The following is a 17,603-nucleotide window of genomic DNA, read 5'->3' on the forward strand; positions in this document are numbered from 1 at the left end:
TTTGATTTTTCGGGGGGTCGGGAAATCAGGGGCTCGACGGACGCAACCACCAAGCTCCACCCCCGAGGAGGATCCCATGGAATTCACTGTTGTCGGCATCATCACCGCCCTCGTCGTCGGCCTCATCATCGGCGCCCTGGGCCGCCTGGTCGTCCCGGGCAAGCAGAACATGCCGCTGTGGCTGACCCTGGTCGTCGGTGTGGTCGCCGCTCTGCTGGGTACCGTGCTGGCCCGCGCGATCGGCGTTGCTGAGACCCGCGGTTTCGACTGGTGGGAGTTCATCTTCCAGGTCGCCTTCGCCGCGATCGGTGTGGCCCTGGTCGCCGGCGCCGGTCGTCGTCGTCACCTGACCCGCTGACCAGCGGTCTGACGCAAAACCCGGATACGCCGGTCCCCGCAAGGGGGCTGGCGTTTTCCGTGTCCGGGGTGGAAACACCCGAGGCATGGGGGCCGGGTGGAACTGCCGGGCGGAGGGGCGCCGGGGAGGAAGTCCCAGATGAAGGGCCCGGGGACGGAATAACCCGCCGGAGGTCAAGGGACGAAGAACCCGCAGGAGGGCCAGGGCGGGAGGGCTCCGTTGCGAAGGGGCCGGGAAGGCAGCCCGGTGATGAAGAGTTCTGGAAGCGGGGCTCAGTAGCGGAACTTGTGGCGGGCGCTGCGGCGGTTCACCCAGGCCGGCGGCTCGCCCTGATGTTCGTGGTGCGGGGCGGGCTCCATCACGTCGCCGCGGTTGGTGACCACCCGCAGCGTCACGACCAGGCCCTGGACGAGCCGGTCGCCGCGCAGATCCCGGTAGGCCATCTCGACGAGCACCTGGCTGCCGTCCCGCCGGGACAGGGCGCAGTAGACCTTGCCATCGCCCTCGGTGCGCAGGGCCAGCCGTACCGTCTCCTGGTCGTCGGGGTGAACCAGATCCTCGAAGGCGGTGAGCGGCGGCAACTCCTCGGCTCCGGCCAGCCGGCGTAGGCCGGGGCTGGCGTACCGGATCCGGTGGTCGGAGTCGATCACCGCCATGATCTCCGCGGTGTTGCCGGTGACCGCACGCAGGTAGAGGTCGCTGTCCCGGCGCCCGACCGCCTCCACCAGGGTGATCCGGTCGAGGGCGAGCGCGGCCTCCCCGGCCAGCACCTCGAGCGCGTCCCGGCCCGCGAGCAGCGCGTTCCGGTCCCCGGTGATGATCAGGGCGCCGCCGCTGGGCCGGGCCACGGCGAGCGGTTCCAGCCGGAGCGGGCAGATCAGGGTTCGATCCCCACTGCCGGCGGCGGCCGACCAGAAGCTCCGAGTGCCGGGCCCGCCGCCGGGAAGCGATCCGGTTCCGGCATCGGAAGGCGACCGGGTGCCGGGTCCGTCGTCGGAGAGTGAGCCGGCTGTGGCGTCGAGAAGTGACCTGGATCCGGAGCCGCCGTCGAGGAGTGAGCCCAGCTGGCCGCCATCAGTGGCGAGGATCACTTTCCGGACGGACTGGGGTGGCAGCAGCCGGGCGACCGCGGCCCGCACCGCCGCCTCGACCGCCGGCGGGTCCGCTGCCGAGACGAGGGTGGTGTTGGCGGCCCGGAGCGCGCGCTCCCGGACCAGCGCCTGACTGTGCTGGTGGATGGCGTCGGCGAGGCGGGTGATGGTGAGCATCAGGTTGATCGAGCCGGTGACGGCGATCACCACCCCGTTGTGCACCGTCCCGGTGAAGGCCTCGACGATCAGCACGAACGGCGGGGTGGCGGCCGACGCGGCGAGCAGCGTGGTGTCGCGGAACCGCCACGGTGACAGCCGCGGCGGCCGCGGTTCGGTGAGCCGGGCCATCGACGGGTGCAGCGCCGCCGCGCCCCACGTCAGGTAGAGCACCACGAAGGCGGACTCGGCGGCTTCGCTCCCGTGGCTCAGCGGGTAGAGCACGTCCCCGGCGAGCATCGCCGTGCCGCCGGTGACCAGCAGGATCGCGGCGATGTTGCGCGGGTCGGCGGTGAGCAGGCGCACGGCCACGGCGATCAGCAGCAGGTCGCCGATCACGTCGGCGGGGGAGACCGTCTGGAACCGGCCGGCCGGGCTGATCACGAAGACCCAGACCACCAGCATGGCGGAGCAGGCGAACGCCACCAGATCGAGCAGCCGGGCCCGGTCGACGAGCAGCGCCCCACACCGGGTGAACTGCAGCAGGCTCAGCGCGACCAGGGCGAACATCACCAGGTAGGCGGTGTCGGCGAGGGCGCTCCGGTGGAACTCGAAGAGGACGTCGCCGATCGACAGGGCCGCCAGCGAGCCGGCCAGCAGCAGCCACGGGGCGCGCCGGGCCGGATGGTGCCGACGCACACCGAAGAGGACGGCGCCGACGCTTCCCGCTCCGAGCAGGAGCCACACGGTCGCCGTCAGCACGACCTACTTAGTACCAGGGTGGTTGCGCAGTGTCCATGTCGATATACGCAGCGCAATCTGAGGGGATGGTCACCGGAACACCTCGGCGACGACCTGTGCCTGGCTGCCCCCTCGGCCGTCGGCGACCGGCTGCCATTTCCCCTCGGGGGCATGCCACTCCAGGTCACCGAAACGTACCCTTTCGAGACCGGTGGCGGAGGCGTGCGAGACCAGCCAGTGCGCGAACCGCCAGCCGGTGTTCGGGTTGGCCACGTCGAGGGTGAGCCCGGCGACCGCCTCGGCGCTGTGGGCCTGAGCGGCCAGTTTCTTGCCCCAGTCGAGCTGGAGGCTGGCCAGCAGGGCGGTGGCCGCCTCGGCGCCGCGAACCGTCGGATCGTCCGGGACGACGCATTCGACCGCGCCGGTGGCCCGCCCGGTCAGGGCCGCGGCCAGCACCTTCGACTCGTCGGCCCACTTCTGGTAGGCCTCCGGGTACGCCGAGCGCTGCACCTTCTGTGCCGCGTCGGTGACCCGCATCCTCTCCCAGCCCTTGACCTTCTTGAGGGCCACGTAGAACTTGTCGGCGGCGTACCTCGGGTCCTGGATCTGCTCGACCGTGCCCCAGCCCTGGCTGGGGCGCTGCTGGAACAGGCCGACCGAGTCGCGGTCGCCGCTGTCCAGGTTCTCCAGCTTCGACTCCTGGAACGCGGTGGCCAGCGCGACCACGATGGCCTGCTCGGGCATGTTGCGCCGGACGCCGACCGCGGCGATGGTCGCCGCGTTGGCCATCTGGGCGGTGTCGAGGGTCACCTTGCCGTCGGCGTTGACCGTGCACTCCGGGCTCAACCGGGGCAGCTTGATGTTGTCGGCGAGGTTGTCGATCAGCACGACCACGCCGACAACACCGAGGAGAGCCAGCAGGGCGACCACGCACAGGACCGGTTTCGCTCGCACCAACACCCCTCCCGATTCGGACGCCAAGCCTAGACAACGAGCGCTCGCGGCCGGGCGTCACCGGTGACGGGGCACCCGACCGAGATGATCTTCCGCCGGCGGCTCACCGGATCCAGCGTGGATCCCGCTTCTCCCGGGCCGCGGCGACGCCCTCCCGGCCTTCGGCCGACTTGAAGTATCCGGACGAACGGTGGGCGAGGTCGGCCAGGTCCGCACGGATCGATTCGTTACGCGTACGCCGCAGAAGTTGTTTGGTCCCGGCGAGCGCGAGCGGGCCGCCCCGCAGAAGCGACGCACAGTAGCCGGCCACCGCGGTGTCCAGGTCCTCCTCCGGGACGGCCGCGGTGACCAGGCCGATCTCGGCCGCCCGCGGCCCGTCGAAGACGTCGCCGGTGAGATAGAGCTCGGCGGCGGCCCGGGGCGCCAGCCGGGGCAGCACGGTGGCGCTGATCACCGCGGGGATCACGCCCAGCCGTACCTCGGTGAAGGCGAAGGTGGCCGGCCGGGCGCAGACCGCGATGTCGGCCGCCCCGATCAGGCCGAGGCCACCGGCCCGGGCCGGGCCGCCGATCCGCGCCACCACCGGTTTCGGGAACTCCCAGAGCACGGCGAGGACGTCGGCGAGCATCTCGGCGGGCAGGCGGTCGCCGGGGCCGGCCGCGGCGGTCTCCCGCAGGTCGACGCCGGAGCAGAAGACCGGGCCGGTGTGCGAGAGGACCACGACCCGGCTCTCCGGGTCGGCGGCGGACGCGGCCAGCGCGTCGAGCAGCTTCGTGAGCAGGGCGGTGGAGAGCGCGTTGCGGTTGTCGGGGTTGTCGAGTGTCATCGTGGTCACGCCGGCGGCGGTGACGGTACGGACCAGATCCATGCCGGAACTGTAAGACGTGCACACTTGTCGGATGGCCGGCGCACTCCCCGATGGTGAACCCGTACCCGCTGACGGGTCCCTCCCCGACGAGGCCACCCGCAGGGTGGGCAAGGACGGGTTCGCCGTCTACATCCACGTCCCGTTCTGCGCGAGCCGCTGCGGCTACTGCGACTTCAACACCTACACCGCGAGTGAGCTGGGTGGCGGGGCGAGCCGCGAGGAGTACGCGGACACCGTCCTTGCCGAGCTGGCCCTGGCCGCCCGGGTGATCGAGCCCGGCCGGGTGGACACGGTGTTCGTCGGCGGTGGCACGCCGACCCTGCTCAGCGCCGGTGACCTGGGCCGGATCCTGGAGGGCGTGGACCGGACCTGGGGTCTGGCCCCGGGCGCCGAGGTGACCACCGAGGCCAATCCGGAATCGGTGGATCCGCACTATCTGCGTGACCTGCGGCGGGCCGGCTTCACCCGGATCTCGCTCGGCATGCAGTCGGCCGCCGCCGGCGTGCTGCGCGTGCTGGACCGCAAGCACACCGCGGGCCGGGCGCCGCAGGCCGCCGTCGAGGCCCGGGAGGCCGGGTTCGAGCACGTCAACCTGGACCTGATCTACGGCACGCCGGGGGAGTCGGAGGACGACTTCGCCCGGTCCCTGCGGGCGGTCGTCGACGCCGGGGTGGACCACGTGAGCGCCTACGCGCTGATCGTGGAGGACGGCACCCGGATGGCGGCCCGGATGCGGCGCGGCGAGCTGCCGTACCCGTCGGACGACGTGGCCGCCGACCGCTACCTGGCCGCCGAGGCCGCGCTGACCGACGCCGGCTTCCAGTGGTACGAGGTGTCCAACTGGGCCCGGCCGGGCGGGGAGTGCCGGCACAACCTGCTGTACTGGACCGGCGCCGACTGGTGGGGTCTCGGGCCGGGCGCGCACAGCCACGTCGGCGGGGTGCGCTGGTGGAACGTCAAACACCCGTCGGCGTACGCGAAACGCCTGGCCGACGGCACGTCACCCGGGCACGCGCGGGAGATGCTGACCGGCGACGACCGGCACATGGAGGACGTGATGCTGCGGGTGCGGCTGCGCGACGGGATCCCGCTCGACCGGGTGGACGCCACCGGCGCCGCGCAGGCTCTGGCCGACGGTCTGCTCGATCCGGGGGCGTACCGGGACGGCCGTCTCGTCCTCACCCTGCGCGGCCGTCTCCTGGCCGACGCGGTCATCCGTGACGTCCTGTGAGCCCGCACCGGAGGAACCGCATGCTCGGCGAGTGGTCGAGCGGCTCGCGGTCCGGCGGGGTTCGCGCCCGGTATGACACGCTGGAAGTCCGGTTCGAGCCGGTCGGGACGGATCCCGCACTCAAGATCTGAGACCGCTCCGTACTTTCGATCATCGCGTTGCGACCGCCCGCGACGTAGACTGGCACTCTATTAGCGGGAGTGCCAGCAGGGGGAGGGGTCATATGAGTCTGGATGACCGCAAGCTCGAGGTGCTCCGGGCGATCGTCGAGGACTACGTCGAGACCCAGGAGCCGGTGGGCAGCAAAGCCCTGGTCGATCGGCACAAACTCGGCGTCTCCCCGGCCACCGTGCGCAACGACATGGCGGTGCTGGAGGAGGAGGGCTACATCCGGCAGCCGCACACCAGCGCCGGCCGGGTCCCCACCGACGCCGGTTACCGGCTGTTCGTCGACCGGCTCACCAAGATCAAGCCGCTCAGCCCGGCCGAGCGCCGCGCCATCGAGCGGTTCATGGTCGGCGCCGTCGACCTCGACGACGTGGTGCACCGCACGGTCCGGTTGCTCGCCCAGCTGACCCGCCAGGTCGCCGTCGTGCAATATCCCAGTCTGTCCCGTTCGGCCGTCCGCCATCTCGAGCTGGTCACGATCTCCACCACCCGCCTGATGCTGGTGATGATCACCGACACCGGCCGGGTCGAGCAGCGCCTGGTCGAGTTGCCCGCCCCGATCGGCGACGGCGACGTGTGGGACCTGCGCCGCCGGGTCAACGAGAAACTGGCCGGTCAGCGGCTCGCCGACACCCCCGCCCTGGTGCAGAAACTCGTCGAGGAGACCGACCCGGAGCGGCGCGGCACGATGACCTGTCTCGCCTCGGTCCTGTTGGAGACCCTCGTCGAGCGGAGTGAGGAGCGCCTCGCGCTCGCCGGTACGGCCAACTTGACACGCGGCGGTGTGCTGGACTTCCAGGGCACACTGCGACCCGTCCTCGAAGCCCTCGAGGAGGAGGTCATCCTTCTGAAACTCATCGGCGATCTGGAGCCCCGCACCACCCGGGTTCTGATCGGCGACGAGAACCAGATCGACAACCTGCGGTCGGCGTCCGTGGTGAGCAGCGGTTACGGACCGGGTACCACGATCGTTGGTGGGCTCGGTGTGCTGGGCCCCACCCGGATGGACTACCCCGGCACTATCGCTACCGTTCGTGCAGTGGCACGCTACGTTGGCGACCTGTTGGCACAGAATTGACGGATTCGCGCAGACATTGAGGACTCCAAACCCCGTGGCCAAGGACTATTACGGAATTCTCGGTGTGAGCCGGGACGCCACCGACGACGAGATCAAGCGCGCCTACCGCAAACTGGCTCGGCAGTACCACCCGGATGTGAACCCGGATCCGGAGGCGCACGACAAGTTCAAAGAGATCAACGCGGCGTACGAGGTGCTGTCCGACGAGCAGAAGCGTCAGGTCGTCGACCTCGGCGGTGACCCTCTCGCGCCCGGCGGCGGCATGCCCGGCGGCGCCGGTGGAGCCGGGCCGTTCGTCGGTTTCCAGGACATCATGGACGCGTTCTTCGGCACCGCCGCCGGCGGTGGCTCCCGAGGGCCACGCCCGCGCACCCGCCCCGGCGCCGACGCCATCCTGCGGCTCGAGCTCGACCTGGTCGAGACCGCCTTCGGAGTAGAGGCGCCGATCACCGTCGACACCGCGGTGCTGTGCACCCAGTGCTCCGGCGCCGGCACCGCGCCCGGCACCCACCTCGCCACCTGCGACGTGTGCTCCGGCCGCGGTGAGGTCCAGTCGGTGCAGCGCACCTTCCTCGGCCAGGTCGTCTCGTCCCGCCCCTGCCAGAACTGCCAGGGTCACGGCACGACCATCCCCAGCCCCTGCCCGACGTGCGCGGGCGACGGCCGGATCCGGACCCGCCGCTCCCTCACCGTCAAGATCCCGGCGGGCGTCGAGGACGGCATGCGGATCCGCCTGGCCCAGCAGGGCGAGGTCGGCCCCGGCGGCGGCACCGCCGGCGACCTCTACGTGGAGATCCACGAGCGCCCGCACGACGTCTACTCTCGCAAGGGCGACGACCTGCACTGCCGCGTCACACTGCCGATGACCGCGGCCGCGCTCGGCACCCGGATGACCATCAAGACCCTCGACGGCGAAGAGAACATCGAGGTCAAACCGGGCACCCAGCCGGCCAGCACGCTGCGCATCCGCGGCAAGGGCGTCCCGCACCTGCGCGGTCAGGGCCGCGGCGAGCTCTTCGTGCACCTCGACGTGAAGACGCCGACCAAGCTCACCGCCGACCAGGAGCGGATGCTCCGCGACTTCGCCAAGACCCGCGGCGAGGACGTGGCCGAGCTCAGCAAACAGGGCGGCTTCTTCAGCCGCATGCGCGACGCCTTCAACGGCCACTAGCCCACCCGCACGGTCGTCGTTCCGGTCCCGCGCGGCCTCCCCGCGCGGTTCCGGCCGATCTGAACCCCGCCGGGGGTACGCCGTGAGCACGGCGCCGCCGGTCGAGCCCTCGCCGCGGTACGCCGTGCACGCCGGCCGCCCCGATCCGGTGGCGGATCCGGCCGGCCCGGTAGCGTGCGGGCATGTCCGCGCCACTGTTCCTGGTCGAGAGCCTGCCCACCGGGTCGTACTTCACCCTCGACGGGCCGGAGGGCCATCACGCCGCCACCGTCCAGCGGCTGCGATCCGGTGAGGTGCTGATCCTCGCCGACGGGCGAGGCGGAACCGCCCGGGCCGAGGTGACCGCCGTCGGCCGCGGCAGCGTGGACGTCACCGTGCTGAGCGTCGCCGCCGAACCCGCACCCGACCCGAGGCTGACCGTCGTGCAGGGCATCGCCAAAGGCGACCGGGGCGAACTGGCCGTGCAGGCGATGACCGAGGTCGGCGTCGACGAGATCGTGCCGTGGGCGGCGTCCCGGTCGGTGGCACAGTGGCGCGGCGACCGGGGCCTCAAAGCGCGCGACAAATGGGCGGCCACCGCCCGGGAAGCCGCCAAGCAGGCCCGCCGGTCGTGGCTGCCGGTCGTCTCCGGCGAACCGGACTGCTCCACGAAGCAGGTCACGGCCCGGCTGGCCGACGTGGCGGCGGCGTTCGTGCTGCACGAGGAGGCGACCGAGCGGCTGGCCACGGCGGCCCTGCCGGACTCGGGCGAGATCGCGCTGGTGGTGGGTCCCGAGGGCGGCGTCGCCGACGCGGAGCTCGACGCCTTCCGAGAGGCCGGCGCGGTCCCGGTGCGCCTGGGCGACGCGGTGCTGCGCACCTCGACGGCGGGCGTCGCCGCCCTGTCGGTGCTCTCCGCCCGCCTCGGCCGCTGGTGACGACCCGCGTGGTGAAGGCGAGCCACGACTCACCACGCGGGGTCGCCAAGCGGCGGTCAGACCTCGATCGTGGCGGTGCGGCGGGGATCGTCGAGAGCGTGCGACGCGATCACCTGGGAGGTGCCGGGAATCGTGTGCCAGGCGCCGTCGTCCCACACCTTTCGAAGCCTTCCGATTCGACCTGTCGGCCATGAAAGCGCTCCCACCATTGTTTCCGAGGATCCGGCGCCCATCTGATCCCACCCGGGCCCATAAGATCCATCGGGTGGAAAACTCCTGCCTGTTCTGTCGCATCGTGGCCGGCGAGATCCCCGCGACGGTCGTGCACCGCACCGACACGACCCTCGCCTTCCGGGACATCGACCCCAAGGCGCCCAGCCACGTCCTGGTGATCCCGGTCACCCACCACGCGAACGTGATCGAGCTCGCCGCCGACCCGGCCGCGGCCGCCGACGTGCTCGCCACCGCCGCCAAGGTCGCCGAGCTGGAGGGCCTGGCCGACGGGTTCCGGGTCATCTTCAACACCGGCGCGCACGGTGGCCAGGAGGTCTTCCACGTGCACGCGCACGTCGTCGGTGGCGCCCCGCTCGGACCGATGCTGGCCCGTCGGTGAACGGGCCCACCCCGCGGTACGAACGGGCCGCCCGGCGGGCCCAGGCCGCCGGGCGGATCCCGGCCCTCTCGGTCGCGCTGCACCGCGCCGACCGGGAGCCGTGGGTCTTCACCGTCGGCGGCTCCGGCAACCCGGCGCACCCGCTCGGGCCGGACAGCCGGTTCCGGATCGGCTCGGTCACCAAGACCTTCACCGCGGTGCTCGTCATGCAGGCCCGCGACGACGGGCTGCTCGACCTCGACCAGCCGGTCTCGGCGCACCTCGACGTGCCCGCCCACGGCGACGCCACCATCCGGCGGCTGCTCTCGCACACCGCGGGCTTCCAGCGCGAGCCGTACGGCGACGTCTGGGACACCCTGATCACCCCCGACGCCGGCCGCCTGATCGCCGAGCTGGCCCGGGCCGAGCGGGTGCTGCCCAACGCCCGCCGCTTCCACTACTCCAACCTCGGCCTCGCCGTCCTCGGCCACCTGGTCGCCCGGGTGCGCGGCGGCACCTGGGCGGAGGTCCTCACCGAGCGGATCCTGACCCCGCTCGGCCTGACCCGGACCACCGTCGAGACCCCGCCCGAGGCGGTCGTCGGCTACCTGGTCGACGCCTATTCCGACGCGGTACGCCCCGAGCCGCCGGTCGACCTGGCCGGGGTCGGCCCGGCCGCGCAGCTGTGGAGCACCGCCGCCGACATGGCGCGCTGGGCGGCGTTCCTGGCGGCCCCGGAGAGCATCGACCCGGACGGCCGGGTGCTGGCGGCCGCGACCGTCGACGAGATGCGCTGGCCGCTGACCACCACCGACGAGGCGCTGTGGGCGGCCGGGTTCGGGCTCGGGCTGATCCTGGTCCCGGAGGGCAAACGGGTCGTGCACGTCGGCCACGACGGGGCGATGCCGGGCTTCCTGGCCGGGGTGTACGGGCGGCGCGGCGGCGACGGGAACCCCGGCGCGCTCGGCTGCGCGGTCCTCGGCTCCTCCGGCACCGCCGGCGAGACCAACGAGCTGGTGCACGAGCTGCTGCGGCTCACCGTCGACCTGGATCCGGCCGAGATCACCCCGTGGCGGCCGGCGCCGCCCGCGCCGGCGGCCTACCGGTCGATCCTCGGCCGATGGTGGAGTGAGGGCACCGAGTTCGTCTTCGCCTGGCACGACGGGCGGTTGCAGGCCCGGGTGGCCGAGGCCCCGGCGGGCCGGCCGCCGGCGGTCTTCGAGCCGCAGGACGATCCGGACGTGCTGCGGACCGTCTCCGGGCGGGAGGCCGGCGAGCTGCTGCGGCTCACCCGCGACGACGACGGGACGGTGTCCCGGATGCACTGGGCGACCTATCGGTTCACCCGGATGCAGGAGGCCTTCGACGGGGGCCGGGCGTCGGACGGGCCGGTTTAGCGCCACCGGCGATAATGGCATCGGCGTGCGGGCGGGCGAGCGGATAGGATGGCACGATCCTTGAGCGAGCCGCCCGACCCGGACGGCGATGAAGAAGAGAGCAGGTGGCGGAGGCCCGCCGGGCCACCCTATGACCGGTACGCCGAACGAATCCAGCACTGGCTCGACCAGCCCGGTGCGGGCGCAGACCAAGATCTCGGTGAGCGATCCGAAGATCATGGTGAACCTGCTCGGCGCCAAGGACGAGATCCTCCGGCTCATCGAGCGCACTGTCGACAGCGACGTGCACGTCCGCGGCAACGAGATCACCATCACCGGCGAGCCGGCGGAGAACGCCATCGCCGAGCGCCTTTTCGCCGAGCTGATCGAGCTCATCGAGAAGGGCGAGACGCTCAGCGTCGACGCCGTCCGCCGCACCCTCCGGATGCTCGAGGAGAACACCTCGGAGCGCCCGGCCGAGGTGCTCACCCTCAACATCCTGTCCCGGCGCGGGCGCACCATCCGGCCCAAGACCCTGGGGCAGAAGAAGTACGTCGACGCCATCGACGAGAACACCATCGTCTTCGGCATCGGCCCCGCCGGTACCGGTAAGACGTACCTGGCGATGGCCAAGGCCGTGCAGGCGCTGCAGGCCAAGCAGATCAGCCGGATCATCCTGACCCGGCCGGCGGTCGAGGCGGGTGAGCGGCTCGGGTTCCTGCCCGGATCGCTGACCGAGAAGATCGACCCTTATCTGCGGCCGCTCTACGACGCGCTGCACGACATGCTCGACCCCGAGACGATCCCGCGCCTGATGGCCGCGGGCACGATCGAGGTCGCGCCACTCGCCTACATGCGCGGCCGTACTCTCAACGACGCGTTCATCATTCTGGACGAGGCGCAGAACACCACGCCCGAGCAGATGAAGATGTTCCTGACCCGGCTCGGGTTCGGGGCGAAGATCGTGGTGACCGGTGACGTGACCCAGGTCGACCTGCCCGGCGGGACGACCAGCGGGCTCAAGATCGTGCGGGAGATCCTGCGCGACGTGGAGGACGTGCACTTCGCGGAGCTGTCCAGCTCCGACGTGGTGCGGCACCGGCTGGTCGCCGAGATCGTCGACGCGTACGCACGGTTCGACGCCGTGCAGGAGCAACAGGCAGCACAATCCGTCCACGCCGTGCCGGGCCGGGCCGCCAGCGGTGGCCGGGCGCAGGGCCGCCGGCGCTGATTCGCAAGGGGTAATCGCACCACTATGTCCATCGAGATCGCCAACGAGTCGGGAGTCGAGGTCGACACCGACGCGATCCTCGCGGTTGCCCGGCACGCCCTGGACGAGATGGGGGTCAACCCGCTCGCCGAGCTGTCGATCCTGCTCGTCGACATCGACTACATGGCCGAGCTGAACCATCGCTGGATGGGCAGCGACGGGCCGACCGACGTGCTCGCGTTCCCGATGGACGAGGGCAGCGTCGACCATGGTCCCGGGGAGTCGGGCATGGGCGAGCCGGCGCTGCTCGGCGACATCGTGCTCTCGCCGGAGGTGGCCGCCAAGCAGGCCGCCGTGGCCGGGCACACCGCCGCCGACGAGCTGCACCTGCTCACCGTGCACGGCGCGCTGCACCTGCTCGGCTACGACCATGCCGAGCCGGACGAGGAGCGGGAGATGTTCGCTCTGCAGAACAAGCTTCTGCAGAGCTGGCGTGCCGGGCGCAAAGCCGGCTGATCATGGACCCCGCCTCGGCCGGCCTGCCGGACCTGCAGCTGATCATCTTCGCTGTCCTGCTGGTGCTGCTCGCCGGCCTGGCCTCGATGACCGACGCCGCGCTGGCGACCGTCTCCCAGGCCCGGGCCGCCGAGCTGGACCGGGAGGGGCAGCGGGGCGCCGGCGCGCTGGCGGCGGTCGCCTCCGACGTGGTGCGCTACGTCAACCTGCTTCTCCTGTTGCGGCTGCTCTGCGAGCTGACCGCGACCACGCTGGTGGCGCTGGTGGCGGTGGACACGTGGGGGGTCGGCTGGCCGGCGGCGCTGGTGTCGGCCGGCACGATGACGCTGGTCAGTTTCGTGGTGGTGGGTGTCGCCCCACGGACGCTGGGCCGCCAGCACGCCTACGCGGTGGGCCGGGCGACCGCCCCGCTGGTGCGCTGGCTGGGCCGGGTGCTCAACCCGCTCGCCAAACTGCTGATCCTGATCGGTAACGCGGTGACCCCGGGCAAGGGGTTCCCGGAGGGGCCGTTCGGCAGCCAGGTGGAGTTGCGCGAGCTGGTCGATCTGGCCGAGCAGCGCGGTGTGGTGGAACACGGCGAGCGCGAGATGATCCACTCGGTGTTCACGCTGGGTGACACGATCGCCCGCGAGGTGATGGTTCCGCGCACCGAGATGGTGTGGATCGAGGGCACCAAGACGCTGCAGCAGGCGCTCTTCCTGTTCCTGCGGTCCGGGTTCTCCCGGATCCCGGTGATCGGCGAGAGCGTCGACGACGTGCTGGGCGTGCTCTACCTCAAGGACGTCATCCGGCGTACGCAGAACGGCGATCCGGCCACGACCTCACAGCCGGTGGCCGAGGCGATGCGCCCGGCGAACTTCGTGCCGGAGTCGAAACCGGTCGACGACCTGCTGTCGGAGATGCAGGCCGCCCGCAACCACCTGGTGATCGTCGTCGACGAGTACGGCGGGACCGCCGGCCTGGTCACGATCGAGGACATCCTGGAGGAGATCGTCGGGGAGATCACCGACGAGTACGACGTGGAGCGCCCGCCGATCGACCACCTGGAGGACGGCGCGGTCCGGGTGACCGCCCGGCTGCCGATCGAGGACCTGGGCGCCGTCTTCGGCGTCGAGCTCCCGGCCGACGAGGTCGAGACGGTCGGCGGCCTGCTGGCCCAGACGCTGGGCCGGGTGCCGATCCCGGGCGCCAAGGCCGAGGTGGAGGGCCTGCACCTGACCGCCGAGGGCACCACCGGCCGGCGGAACCGGATCGACTCGGTGCTGGTGCGCCGGGTGCGACCGGAACCGCCCGCCGAACGAGACGATGAGAACGTTGCCGAGAACGAGGAAAGACAACCCGCCGATGCCTGACCTGACCCTTTCTGTTGATGAGCTGAGCGCCGAGGACGCCAAGCTGGTGACCCTCGCGCGCCACTCCCGCACCCGCGTGGGCGCGGCGGAGGGCGCGGCGGTCCGCGACCAGGACGGCCGCACCTACGCGGCCGCGACGGTCCGGCTTCCCCACCTGTCCCTGAGCGCGTTGCAGCTGGCCGTGGCGCAGGCCGCCGCGTCCGGCGCGACGAAGATCGAGGCGGCCGCGGTGGTGACCGGGGCCGGCCGGCTGGAGGACGACGGGTTCGCCGCGGTGCGCGACCTGGCCGCCGGAGCGCCGATCCACGTGGCCGGCCCGGACGGCTCGCTCGCCGGCACGGTCCAGTGATGGCGGAGAAGTCACCGGAGCGCCGTCCCGAGTCCGGGGAGCGGCGTCTCACCGCCGGCGAGCGCAACGAGCAGCGGCGGCAGGAACGGCGGGCGGCGAAGCGCACGGCCGACGACAGCGCGGCGCAGGGCGGTCGCAAGCCGGCCGGCGCGCGTGGCGGGTCGGCCGGAGCCGGGGCCAAGGGCCTCCCGGGTACGCGTGGCGGGTCGGCTGGAGCCGGGGCCAAGGGCCTGCCTGGTACGCGTGGCGGGTCGGCTGGAGGCGGGGCCAAGGGCCTGCCTAGTACGCGTGGCGGGTCGGCTGGAGGCGGGGCCAAGGGCCTGCCAGGTACGCGTAAGGCCGCCCCCGCCGGCGCCCGGGACGACCGGCCCGGCCGTGGTGGTGGCGTCCCGGCGGATCCGCCGGGCAAGGCCGGAGGCGCCGCGGGTCCCCGGGAGCGGGACGGCGCGGCGAAGGACGGCGACCCCCGTACCGCCAACGCCTTTCCTCGCAAGAAGCACCGGCACAAGGCCGCACGTGTCGAGAAACCGCAGGACGACGTCTACCGTGCCGGTTTCGCCTGTTTCGTCGGGCGGCCGAACGCCGGCAAGTCGACCCTGACCAACGCCATCGTCGGCCAGAAGATCGCGATCACCTCGAACAAGCCGCAGACCACCCGGCACGTGATCCGCGGCATCCTGCACCGGCCGGACGCGCAGCTGGTGCTGGTCGACACGCCCGGTCTGCACCGTCCCCGGACCCTGCTCGGCGAGCGGCTGAACGATCTGGTCCGCGAGGTGTGGAGCGAGGTCGACGTGATCGGCGTGTGCTTCCCGGCGGACGAGCCGATCGGGCGCGGCGACCGGTTCATCTCCTCGGAGGTCAGCGAGCTCAAGGCCAAGGTCATCGCCGTGGTCACCAAGGTCGACCTGGTCTCTCCGGAGGTCCTGGCGCAGCGGCTGCTCGCCGTCGCCGAGCTGTACGACTTCGCCGAGATCGTCCCGGTGAGCGCGGTCTCCGGGCATCAGGTGGAGGCGCTGACCGACGTGATGGTCCGGCACATGCCGGAGTCGCCGCAGCTCTATCCGGACGACGTCCTGACCGACGAGCCGGAGCAGGTGTTGATCGCGGAGCTGATCCGGGAGGCGGCGCTGGAGGGTGTGCGCGACGAGCTGCCGCACTCGATCGCGGTGATGGTGGAGGAGATGCTGGTCGAGGGCAACCTGACCCGGATCTTCGCGGATCTGTACGTGGAGCGCGACAGTCAGAAGTCGATTGTGATCGGCAGTCGGGGGGTAAGGCTCAAGGAGGTCGGCACGCGGGCGCGGGCGGAGATCGAGCAGCTGATCGGCCGCCGGGTCTATCTGGATCTCCACGTTCGAGTGGCCAAGGAATGGCAGCGCGACCCGAAACAGTTGCGCAAACTCGGTTTCTGATCCATACATGGACATTCTCCAACTATGGTGTTCTTCACCATAATTTGCGCAGCGTGCTTGTCCTTGGGTAACACCTTGGGCTATGCGAAATCGGTACCTGGACCTGCTGCGCGCGGTAGCGACCGTCCGGGTGGTGGTCTACCACGTCACCGGGTGGACCGCTCTCACCGTCGTCTTCCCGGCGATGTCGGTGATGTTCGCGCTGGCGGGGTCGCTGATGGCGGCCTCGCTGGACCGATTCGGGGTGTGGGCGGTGGAACGCCGGATCCGCCGCCTGCTGCCCTCGCTGTGGGCGCTCGCCCTGATCGCGGTGCCGGCCATGCTGATCACCGGCACCTCCACCGCCAACGCCAAGCTGCTGCTCTGGGGTTTCCCGATCGACACCCCGGAGGCGACCGGGTGGTGGATCCAGGCGCTCGGGCACACCTGGTACCTGCGTGACTTCCTCTGGATGGTCCTGCTGTCGCCGCTGGCGCTGCCGGTGTACCGCCGGTTCCCGCTGGCGACGGTGGCCACGCCGTACCTCGTCCTGACGGCCGTCACCCTGACCGGGATGACCGTGCCGCCGGTGGTCGAAGGACTGGCCCTGTACGGCGGGGCGTGGCTGCTCGGTTTCGCCCACCACGACGGCCACCTGGAGCGGCTCGGCCGCGCCCGCCTGCTCGGCCTCGCCGCGGCGCTCGCCGTGCCCGCGATCGGCTGGGTGATCACCCACCCCAGCCCGCGCGGGTACGACCTCAACGACATCCCGCTCGGCAACGCGCTCTGGTCGGCCGCGTTCATCCTGGTCGTCCTCGGCTGCCTGCGCCCGGTGATCCCCGGCCACCGGGTGCTCACCGTGCTGAACGCCCGGGCGCTCACCATCTACCTCTGGCACGTGCCGGTGGTCATCGCGGTGACCCAGTGGGGCGAGCGGCACGGCTGGCCCATCGACGGGCTCGCCGGGGTCGGCTGGCGGCTCGGGGCGGTGCTGGTGCTGCTCGGCGTGCTGACCGCGATCTTCGGGTGGGTGGAGGACGTGGCTGCCGGGCGCCGCCCCGCGCTGCTGCCGGGACGACCGCTCCCCGTGCCGGTGTCCCCGGCTCCGGCCGGCTCCGGCAATCGGCTCCCGGCAGCCGTCAGCCCGCGATGACCCGCAGTTCGCCGCCGGCGGACCGCAGAGTCAGCACGTTCGGTGACGACGGATCGTCGGTGATCCCGATGATCTCCTTGCCGTCCTCGCGGCCGTGGGTGTCCGCCCGCAGCCGGTAGGAGCCCGGCGGCACCATCAGATCGATGTCGCCGTCGGTCGCCGTCGCGGTGACCGAGGCGACGGCGCCGAGCTTCAGGTCGATGTCGCCCGAGGTGGTCTGCGCGGTGACCGGACCGTCGGCGCCGAGCACGCTGATGTCGCCGTTGCGCGCCTCCACCGCCACCTCGGTGCCGCCGGTCACGTTCATGTCGCCGTTGGTCGTCCGCACCTTCACCGGGCCGGTGGCGTCCTCCACCATCACGTCCCCCGAGGTCAGCCGCAGATCGACGGAACCGACCCGGGACAGGGTGACGTCGCCGGAGGTCAGCTCGCCGCGGACGGTCACCGCGGCGGGGGTGACCACCTGGTACGACAGGGAGCAGTCGGGACCGCACTCGGTGCCCAGGGTGAGCACGCTGCCGGCCCGCTGGTAGGACGAGCCGGGGTCGGAGCCGCCGTTGACGATCCGCTGGATCGTCGTCTTCGTCGCCGCGCCGTCGGTGGTGACCATGACGTCGCCGCGGCCGCCGGCCAGCACGATCTCGGTGATCTTCTCGGTCTCGGTGTCCTCGAAGGTCATCCGCGCGCCCACCACGCCGGAACAGCCGGCCAGCGCGCCCACGGAGACGGCGGCAAGGAGGAACGCGACCTTTCGGCTCATGCCGGCCCGGCCCGGGCTGCCCTCCCGGCCCTCGCCTGCGAGGTTGCCGGACGCCTCCGGGTGGTGCCGCTCGGTGCAGTCGGTCATGCCCTGACGCTATTTCCGGGTGGCAACCCGGCGCCATCGGTCCCGTCCCCGAGACGACCCTGAGATCCGGGTCAGGGTCTG

16 protein-coding genes and 1 pseudogene are annotated in these 17,603 nt (G+C 71.7%); 13 read left to right on the plus strand and 4 right to left on the minus strand.

Annotated features, from left to right (window positions below; genetic code table 11):
• Positions 1–76: 76 nt before the first annotated feature.
• The gene (locus tag Aut01nite_RS38255; RefSeq protein ID WP_043526259.1) at positions 77–358 is read left to right on the plus strand and encodes a GlsB/YeaQ/YmgE family stress response membrane protein; all 282 of its coding nucleotides are present in this window, start codon (positions 77–79) and stop codon (positions 356–358) included.
• Between the two features lie 272 nt (positions 359–630).
• Here the strand turns inward: Aut01nite_RS38255 and Aut01nite_RS38260 are convergent, their stop codons facing one another.
• The 3 genes from Aut01nite_RS38260 to Aut01nite_RS38270 all read right to left on the minus strand — a co-directional run bounded on the left by Aut01nite_RS38260 (position 631) and on the right by Aut01nite_RS38270 (position 4,168).
• Positions 631–2,367: a PAS domain S-box protein gene (locus Aut01nite_RS38260; RefSeq protein WP_043526258.1), complete on the minus strand. Its 1,737-nt coding sequence runs from the start codon at positions 2,365–2,367 to the stop codon at positions 631–633.
• A 69-nt stretch (positions 2,368–2,436) separates the two neighbouring features.
• A complete protein-coding gene (locus tag Aut01nite_RS38265; protein WP_043526256.1) occupies positions 2,437–3,306 on the minus strand; it encodes a hypothetical protein in 870 nt (289 codons plus the stop codon).
• A gap of 97 nt (positions 3,307–3,403) precedes the next feature.
• Positions 3,404–4,168 carry an enoyl-CoA hydratase-related protein gene (locus Aut01nite_RS38270; protein WP_043526255.1) on the minus strand — a complete coding sequence of 255 codons (765 nt, stop codon included), beginning with the start codon at positions 4,166–4,168 and terminating at the stop codon, positions 3,404–3,406.
• Between the two features lie 31 nt (positions 4,169–4,199).
• On the opposite strand from Aut01nite_RS38270, the gene hemW reads away from it, so the two are divergent.
• From hemW to Aut01nite_RS38330, 12 genes and pseudogenes are all read left to right on the plus strand, one after another.
• Complete coding sequence (gene hemW, locus Aut01nite_RS38275) at positions 4,200–5,399, plus strand: radical SAM family heme chaperone HemW (protein WP_043526252.1); 1,200 nt, start codon at positions 4,200–4,202, stop codon at positions 5,397–5,399.
• 223 nt (positions 5,400–5,622) lie between these two features.
• A complete protein-coding gene (gene hrcA, locus Aut01nite_RS38280) occupies positions 5,623–6,645 on the plus strand; it encodes a heat-inducible transcriptional repressor HrcA (RefSeq protein ID WP_043526250.1) in 1,023 nt (340 codons plus the stop codon).
• 34 nt (positions 6,646–6,679) lie between these two features.
• Positions 6,680–7,816 carry a molecular chaperone DnaJ gene (gene dnaJ, locus Aut01nite_RS38285; RefSeq protein ID WP_043526249.1) on the plus strand — a complete coding sequence of 379 codons (1,137 nt, stop codon included), beginning with the start codon at positions 6,680–6,682 and terminating at the stop codon, positions 7,814–7,816.
• Between the two features lie 182 nt (positions 7,817–7,998).
• Positions 7,999–8,733, plus strand: a complete 735-nt coding sequence (locus tag Aut01nite_RS38290) for a 16S rRNA (uracil(1498)-N(3))-methyltransferase (protein ID WP_043526247.1) — start codon at positions 7,999–8,001, stop codon at positions 8,731–8,733.
• Positions 8,734–8,998: 265 nt separating this feature from the next.
• A complete protein-coding gene (locus Aut01nite_RS38295; protein WP_043526245.1) occupies positions 8,999–9,346 on the plus strand; it encodes an HIT domain-containing protein in 348 nt (115 codons plus the stop codon).
• The gene (locus Aut01nite_RS38300) at positions 9,343–10,722 is read left to right on the plus strand and encodes a serine hydrolase domain-containing protein (RefSeq protein ID WP_043526244.1); all 1,380 of its coding nucleotides are present in this window, start codon (positions 9,343–9,345) and stop codon (positions 10,720–10,722) included. The genes Aut01nite_RS38295 and Aut01nite_RS38300 overlap by 4 nt, the downstream gene beginning before the upstream one ends.
• Before the next feature lie 130 nt (positions 10,723–10,852).
• Positions 10,853–11,932, plus strand: a complete 1,080-nt coding sequence (locus tag Aut01nite_RS38305) for a PhoH family protein (protein ID WP_043526242.1) — start codon at positions 10,853–10,855, stop codon at positions 11,930–11,932.
• A gap of 24 nt (positions 11,933–11,956) precedes the next feature.
• A complete protein-coding gene (ybeY, locus tag Aut01nite_RS38310; protein ID WP_043526240.1) occupies positions 11,957–12,427 on the plus strand; it encodes an rRNA maturation RNase YbeY in 471 nt (156 codons plus the stop codon).
• A gap of 2 nt (positions 12,428–12,429) precedes the next feature.
• A complete protein-coding gene (locus Aut01nite_RS38315; RefSeq protein ID WP_043526238.1) occupies positions 12,430–13,779 on the plus strand; it encodes a hemolysin family protein in 1,350 nt (449 codons plus the stop codon).
• Positions 13,772–14,128: a cytidine deaminase-like protein gene (locus Aut01nite_RS38320; protein WP_043526236.1), complete on the plus strand. Its 357-nt coding sequence runs from the start codon at positions 13,772–13,774 to the stop codon at positions 14,126–14,128. The genes Aut01nite_RS38315 and Aut01nite_RS38320 overlap by 8 nt, the downstream gene beginning before the upstream one ends.
• 539 nt (positions 14,129–14,667) lie before the next feature.
• Positions 14,668–15,543, plus strand: a pseudogene (era, locus tag Aut01nite_RS38325) (GTPase Era); the annotation flags it as partial.
• Positions 15,544–15,625: 82 nt separating this feature from the next.
• Positions 15,626–16,675: an acyltransferase family protein gene (locus Aut01nite_RS38330; RefSeq protein ID WP_043526234.1), complete on the plus strand. Its 1,050-nt coding sequence runs from the start codon at positions 15,626–15,628 to the stop codon at positions 16,673–16,675.
• Here the strand turns inward: Aut01nite_RS38330 and Aut01nite_RS38335 are convergent.
• A complete protein-coding gene (locus Aut01nite_RS38335; protein ID WP_236642760.1) occupies positions 16,662–17,522 on the minus strand; it encodes a DUF4097 family beta strand repeat-containing protein in 861 nt (286 codons plus the stop codon). The genes Aut01nite_RS38330 and Aut01nite_RS38335 overlap by 14 nt on opposite strands.
• Between the last annotated feature and the right edge of the window lie 81 nt (positions 17,523–17,603).

The organism is Actinoplanes utahensis (assembly GCF_016862455.1).
GTDB lineage: Bacteria > Actinomycetota > Actinomycetes > Mycobacteriales > Micromonosporaceae > Actinoplanes > Actinoplanes utahensis.

Excerpts from the sequence above, each read along its gene's own strand:
- Aut01nite_RS38305 (WP_043526242.1), top strand. The coding sequence starts at position 10,853 with ATGACCGGTACGCCGAACGAATCCAGCACTGGCTCGACCAGCCCGGTG.
- Aut01nite_RS38255 (WP_043526259.1), top strand. The coding sequence starts at position 77 with ATGGAATTCACTGTTGTCGGCATCATCACCGCCCTCGTCGTCGGCCTC.
- Aut01nite_RS38290 (WP_043526247.1), top strand. The coding sequence starts at position 7,999 with ATGTCCGCGCCACTGTTCCTGGTCGAGAGCCTGCCCACCGGGTCGTAC.
- Aut01nite_RS38320 (WP_043526236.1), top strand. The coding sequence starts at position 13,772 with ATGCCTGACCTGACCCTTTCTGTTGATGAGCTGAGCGCCGAGGACGCC.
- Aut01nite_RS38335 (WP_236642760.1), bottom strand. The coding sequence starts at position 17,522 with ATGACCGACTGCACCGAGCGGCACCACCCGGAGGCGTCCGGCAACCTC.
- hemW (WP_043526252.1), top strand. The coding sequence starts at position 4,200 with ATGGCCGGCGCACTCCCCGATGGTGAACCCGTACCCGCTGACGGGTCC.
- Aut01nite_RS38315 (WP_043526238.1), top strand. The coding sequence starts at position 12,430 with ATGGACCCCGCCTCGGCCGGCCTGCCGGACCTGCAGCTGATCATCTTC.
- hrcA (WP_043526250.1), top strand. The coding sequence starts at position 5,623 with ATGAGTCTGGATGACCGCAAGCTCGAGGTGCTCCGGGCGATCGTCGAG.
- Aut01nite_RS38330 (WP_043526234.1), top strand. The coding sequence starts at position 15,626 with ATGCGAAATCGGTACCTGGACCTGCTGCGCGCGGTAGCGACCGTCCGG.
- Aut01nite_RS38270 (WP_043526255.1), bottom strand. The coding sequence starts at position 4,168 with ATGGATCTGGTCCGTACCGTCACCGCCGCCGGCGTGACCACGATGACA.
- ybeY (WP_043526240.1), top strand. The coding sequence starts at position 11,957 with ATGTCCATCGAGATCGCCAACGAGTCGGGAGTCGAGGTCGACACCGAC.